General features: G+C 59.5%; 4 protein-coding genes. All 4 read right to left on the bottom strand.

Annotation, left to right across the window (positions count from 1 at the left end):
- Window positions 1-75 precede the first annotated feature (75 nt).
- The 4 genes from G3480_RS24635 to G3480_RS24650 all read right to left on the bottom strand — a co-directional run bounded on the left by G3480_RS24635 (window position 76) and on the right by G3480_RS24650 (window position 5,617).
- Complete coding sequence (locus G3480_RS24635) at window positions 76-1,092, bottom strand: HlyD family secretion protein (protein ID WP_164656875.1); 1,017 nt, start codon at window positions 1,090-1,092, stop codon at window positions 76-78.
- Between the two features lie 3 nt (window positions 1,093-1,095).
- Window positions 1,096-1,431: a DUF3302 domain-containing protein gene (locus tag G3480_RS24640; protein ID WP_164656876.1), complete on the bottom strand. Its 336-nt coding sequence runs from the start codon at window positions 1,429-1,431 to the stop codon at window positions 1,096-1,098.
- Window positions 1,432-2,155: 724 nt separating this feature from the next.
- Complete coding sequence (locus tag G3480_RS24645; RefSeq protein WP_206171879.1) at window positions 2,156-3,388, bottom strand: DNA-processing protein DprA; 1,233 nt, start codon at window positions 3,386-3,388, stop codon at window positions 2,156-2,158.
- A 132-nt stretch (window positions 3,389-3,520) separates the two neighbouring features.
- Complete coding sequence (locus G3480_RS24650; RefSeq protein ID WP_164656878.1) at window positions 3,521-5,617, bottom strand: RecQ family ATP-dependent DNA helicase; 2,097 nt, start codon at window positions 5,615-5,617, stop codon at window positions 3,521-3,523.
- Window positions 5,618-6,020 lie beyond the last annotated feature (403 nt).

The raw sequence follows: 6,020 nt of genomic DNA on the forward strand, positions 1-6,020 counted from the left end.
AGCGCAGTTCCACTTTGCCCAAATGGGATATCCTCATCCGACCAAACTGCGGGTAAGTTCTTTCGCGTAAATCGCCTAGTTGAGCAGACTCTCCGATTGGATTTCGATCATCCGCAGCACCTTGACCAGGTCCACCGCCTTATCGGTGAAGATGGCGGTCAGCCCGCTGGCGCCAAACTCCAAGGGTGTCTGGGTGAAGTCGCCCTCAGGTACCAGCTTGACGAAAAAGGTCCGGCTCGGCCCAAGGTTTTGCTCGGTGGGAAGGACGCCCGAGGCCTGCAACTGGGCGCGGCCGGAAGCCCACACGACCGAATCCACCCTCGCCTTGAAGATTCGCCCCGGATACATGCTCAATGCGAAATGCGCGAGGTCACCTGGGCGAATCCACTGGGTCGCTCGTTGGTCGATACTGGCCGCCAGATAAACCTCTTCAGTGCTGACGAAGTTCGCGACTGGCTGTTTGAGGCGGATGAAGGCCCCAGGACGCAGCACCAAGTCCACGAGGTAGCCGTCCGCCGGAGCCACGATGGTCGCGTGGTCCAGGTTGTAGCTCGCTTCATCGAGTTCGGCCTTGAGGCTCTGCTGCTGGCTCTGGATCCCGGAGATCTGCGCCTTCAGTTGGTCCACGCGATCTCCACGGATGTCGAGTTCCTGGGCCGCCATCATTTGCTTCGGTACCAGCCTCACCGCGTCATCCAGCTTACGCTGGGCAGCGGCGAGTTCAGCTTCCACTGCACTCTGCTGTTGCTCGGCGCTGGCCAATGCTCCCTTGGCCTCCAGCAGTTTTTCTTTCCAGGGTGACGCATCCATGCTGAAGATGGGATCACCCTTCGCCATGGGTTCGTTGGGCTTGGCGTGAACCTCGGCCACCAGGCCGCCGAACTCTGGAGCGAGCCGGATCACCACCCGCTCGACGACCATTTCTTTGGAGTAGGGCGTTGTCTGACCGAGGACGATCACCTCGGTCAAGGCCGCTGCGGCATAGAGGCCGAAGACGACGAACTTCCAAAACAGGTTGAACCGCATCAGGCGAAATCGGTAGAAGATCAGCCAGACCAGACAGAAATAGGCGATCGTGACGAGCAGTTCCATGACCTAGGCTTCCCCTTTGGCTGTTGCGGGTGCATCCGACTCTACTAGCGCAGGCTCGGGCTCGGGCTCGGGTGAGCGGTGATCGTCGCGCCCGACCAATTCCACTGGCACGGTGAACGGCTGGACAAAGGCCCACACCAGCGCGGCCATCCACAACGGGAAGATGATTAACCCGAGCAGAGAAAGGATCTCGATCGCTTCGGCTTGTGCATTGCCCCGCTTGCGCGCGATCTTGCCTGGCATCGTGTGTACGAAGATGATGAAGAGCACGATGATGATAATGCAGCACAGAATCAGGCCGAGTGAGACGGCCATCAGTGCTTGAGGATTGTCGGCCACTAAGATTTCTCCGGTTGTTTGCGGGGCGCGCAGAAGTCGATCAGTGATTGCTATTGTCGCTCAGGTTATTCCGCGAATTTTTCTCAGAATAATGCCCGCTAGACCTGCCAGTTTCCGCCGCTGCTGTTGTCGAGCCTTGTGAGCCACGACGATGCCCGTCTTGGGCCTTCGTTGTGGCAGCAGCCGGCCAGAACCGGCCGCCCGGCCTTGGAGTCTCTGCGACGGCATCACGGGGAGCGGTCATTCGATCCTGCTTCGGCAACGCGAGACTCGAGGCCCGCAGCCGAACATGCGGGTCAGTAGACGAGTGACCGCTATTTGCAGATCAACCGCCTCCATAGGTGCGCCTGCGCAAGGCTTCAAAATGCGCGAGAAGGGCTGTCAAGATGTATCTCTTCTGAGATTTCAGGTGAATATATCGCCATCCCCAGCATGTCGTTTCACACCAGTTCCGGGGCTCCACCTCTTCTCTAAGAAAGCGTCCATCAACAACTTCCCCCCTTTCGCAAAGGGGGGGTAGGGGGGATTTCGGGCGGCATCGCTCGCATCGGGAAACAATTGATGGACACTTTACTGAGGACGTGCTCAGCGACATGGCCGTAGAACTGGCGGGTCACGGTAAAGAACGGACTCAGGCGCCCGTTGGCGGAAACCCTCACCAAGCTCGCCGACACAGGGGCCGAAGGGCGGACCACCAGCATTGAGCGTTCGACTGGACATGAAGTCACCGATCGCATGATTCCAAAGCCAGTGTTGCTTGCTTTAAGCTCACCTCATAGCGCACCGGCTTCACGAGCTTGGTTAGCTCACCGTCTTCAACAGCCTGCTTGAGCCAGTCGTTCAACTGCGTCTTGTTGACAGCCAGTGCCTCGACCAAATCATCCGTGGTGCGTGGGCGCGTTCCGCAGATCTCCTTGGTCTTGACGAGAAACAGCTCGTAGAAGGTGACGCTCGACAGGTCGAGTGCTTCGGGAACGCTGGCATCCACTTCATGCTGTGGCGCCTGTTGCTCGATCTCGGCAGCCGTCTGGTTCTGTCGCCACTCCGCTTGAGTTTCGGTACCAGGATCAGCGCCTGCTTCAGGCCTAGGGACGGCGGGCGGTTTTTTCGCGGATGGGCCATTCGAGCTTGACAGGGGTTGGTCAGCAGTTGACTGATCCGCCTTTTCTTCGAAGAAATTCGAGATCTCGACCTCGTCGATATTGGATGGTGCCTCCCTGCCACCAGCGGCGATCAGCTCCAGATTACCGGCTTCAGGATCATCCGTGCGCTTGACCCAGAGCGGTACCCAGCGATATCTCAAATCTTCCTGTGCGCCATTCCAAGTACCGCCGGTCTTGCCGGAATGGACGGCAAGCGCCGCATCCGACAGGCAGTAGATGTATTTGTTGCGCTGCATCGCATTGCCCACCTTGAACCCGGCCTCTGGATTGAAGGGCGAGATGAGCACAAGGTTGTTATCGAGCAAATATCGGCGGTATTTGGCGCTAGAGCAGACCCGGAGCAGGCTGTCAGACAGAATGCCGACCGCTGTTCCTTCTGCCTCCAACGCGCCGAGCATCGCAGTCTCATCCACGCCCCGCGCCCCGCCGGACACGATCGACACGCCGGCACTTGCCGCCAGCGCTCCAACCTTGCGGGTGTAGTCCAGATCGGCTTCCTTCACGTTGCGCGACCCGACCACGGCCAGTCCGCCGCCGTTCAGCAAGATCTTGTTTCCACACCCAAAGAAGACCGCGGGCGAATCACCGCGCAGGTAGTGCTTGAGTCGTTTCGGGTAATCCGGATCGGAGCGTGTCATGACCCATAAGCCAGCGCGGAGCCATTTCTCCATCGTCAGCGCCAGGGCCGATCCTCGGTCGAGCAAGGCGCTGATCCGATCGATGGTGACCGTCTTGTCTTGCCAGGCACCGAGCATATCGGTCAGACGACCACTCAGAAGCTGCTCGGGCGCCAAGGACTGCTGTCTGAGCCATTCCGCGAAACGGCCATACTCCTTTGGCGTGAGCGGTTTGAGCGCGCCGGACTCACCCTTCGTGAAATGAGCTGTCAGCAGAAGGATGGCTTGGGTATTCGCCGAGATCGTCATTCAATCACCAGTGGAGGTGGACGCCAGCGCGACCGGAAAGACCGGTCCGCTTCCCCCGCGCCGCAGGAGCGCGGCAAGAACCGCCATCGTCCACCCGGAATCAATCACATCGTCAATCAACAAGACCGCTCCCGAAGGGATACCCGTGCTCAACTGAAACACGCCATCGAGGTTGCGACATTGATGGAACCGGTTCTGCTGCATCTTCTGCGGCTCATTATCGCGAATCTTGCGGATGGCATCGACGAACGGCAGGTTGAGCCGCCGCGCGAGCCTATGCGCATAGTCCGGGACCAGGGTCGGATGGTTGCGTGATGGAACAGACGTCACCCACTGTGGCGGGGGATCCGGCCGCCACCGCTCTCGAATCATCTCCGCAGCCGCCTCGATCAGCTCATCTCGAAAGCGTCCCGCGGGCTTGTCCTGTGCCACCAGGCCACCCCAGCCGGCGTCCCCCCAGCGGGACAAGATGCGTCCCTCCTGGGCTTGCAGGCTCACTGGCAGGTTTCCCTTGAGACCGTACTCTGGAAACGCGCCGGACGCGACTTGCTTCTTGGGCTTGAACGCTACCTCGGCATGGCACAGGAAACGCGCAGCCTCGATCGCCAAGCGGCGCTCCACGCTCGTGTCAACCACCGGTCGACCTTGGCATACCGCACACCGACCGCAATCGGTCGCCTCGGGGTCGTCTAAGGCGTTTCGAAGAAAGGCCATCAGGCATCCGGAGCTATCGATGTAGTCGAGGATCTCCTGCCACTCGTGCTCCCGTTGCTCGGTCAAGCGTCGAATGCTTTCACGATCCATCGCAAAAGGCACGGGCGTCCGATACCAACGGCTTCCCTGCTTGATGAGCGGAGCCGGTGACTCGACGCTCAATCCCTTGAGCGCCTTCTCGATCTGACCGTGCCTGAGATTCAGTGTCTCCTGCAGCTGCAAAATCGATAGACCATCCTGAGCCGCCAGCAAGTCCAGGATCGCAGTCACATTCCGCTCATCTGGGAACGCACTGTTCCGGAAAAAGGCATGGATATCATCATCCTCGTCTCCGGCCAGCAAGACACCATGAGCCGTGTCGATCGCACGCCCCGCGCGCCCGACCTGCTGGTAGTAATGCACCACGGATCCCGGCGCCTGATAGTGGATCACGAAACCAAGATCGGGCTTGTCGTAGCCCATCCCCAGCGCGGTCGTTGCCACCAGGGCCTTGACCTCATTCCGCAGCAGCAAATCTTCAAGGTGCTGGCGATAGCTGTTGCTATCCGGAAAATCAGGATGCTCGACACTGCCATAATAGGCCAGCGCCTCAATCCCCCGCGAACGCAGCCAAGCCGCCACCTGATCGGCATCCCGGATCGTCAGGACATAGACGATCCCGGTCCCCGGCAGCTCGGGTATATGCTGCGCGAGCCAGGCGAGACGCGACGCCTGATCGGGCAGACGCAGGGTCTGAAGCATCAGGCTGTCGCGGACGAGCGGACCGCGCTGAATCAGGATGTCGCCAAGCTGCGACCGCACATCCTCGATCACGCGGTCGTTGGCCGTTGCCGTGGTGCCCAGCAGGGGCATATTGGGCGGCAGTTGGCGCAGGACATTCACCAAGCGGCGGTAATCCGGCCTGAAATCGTGCCCCCAGTCCGAGATGCAATGCGCCTCGTCGACCACCAGCAAGCCGATTCGGCCGGCAATCGGCAACAGCACCTCTTCGACGAATCCCTCGTTGGCGAGTCGCTCCGGTGAAATCAGAACCGCGTCGATCGCGTCCGCCAGGATCTGCCGTTGCACGGCGAGCCAGTCGTCACGGTTGGTCGAGTTGATGGTTGTCGCGCGAATCCCCAAGCGCTCTGCCGCCTCGATCTGGTTACGCATCAGGGCCAACAAGGGCGAGACGATGAGCGTTGGCCCCGCGCCGCGATCCCGCAAGATGCGGGTACTGATGAAGTACACCGAACTCTTACCCCACCCAGTGCGCTGAACGACCATCAGCTTCTGCCGACGGTTCACGATTGCATCGATCGCTTCCCACTGACCCGCGCGAAACCCAACTGCGGGATCGCCCACGGCCTTCTGCAATAAGGCTTCTGCCTCATGTCGTTCCATGTTGACTCCTTCACAATCAATCGGGGCCTAAGACAACCTCACCGGCAAAGCGAACCCAGATACAGGTTGAGCAACTCCGGACTGTATGCCTTTCCTGACCCGCTGAGGCTTCAATCTCCTCTGGTCCAGCCATGATGTCGAAATCCATTGGGTTCGGCAGCTCGACGAAGTGCGGGGTAACCGCTGTGGTTATGTTGAGGACGGACATCCATGGACACGGAGCCACCTTGAGCAGGGTAGGGCAGGGCATGCAAGCGTTTAACGCAGCGACAGATCACATTGAGACGCTGTATAGGAACTAGCTCTTAATAATTCTTGACTTAGAGCGCGCGACGAATGCGAATAATTCACTCATAAGCTATTTGATTGTTGCAGATTTGACGAAGCAATAGACGTGACGATG

It is taken from the genome of Thiorhodococcus mannitoliphagus, assembly GCF_010915725.1.
Lineage (GTDB): Bacteria > Pseudomonadota > Gammaproteobacteria > Chromatiales > Chromatiaceae > Thiorhodococcus > Thiorhodococcus mannitoliphagus.

Excerpts from the sequence above, each read along its gene's own strand:
- G3480_RS24635 (WP_164656875.1), bottom strand. The coding sequence starts at position 1,092 with ATGGAACTGCTCGTCACGATCGCCTATTTCTGTCTGGTCTGGCTGATC.
- G3480_RS24650 (WP_164656878.1), bottom strand. The coding sequence starts at position 5,617 with ATGGAACGACATGAGGCAGAAGCCTTATTGCAGAAGGCCGTGGGCGAT.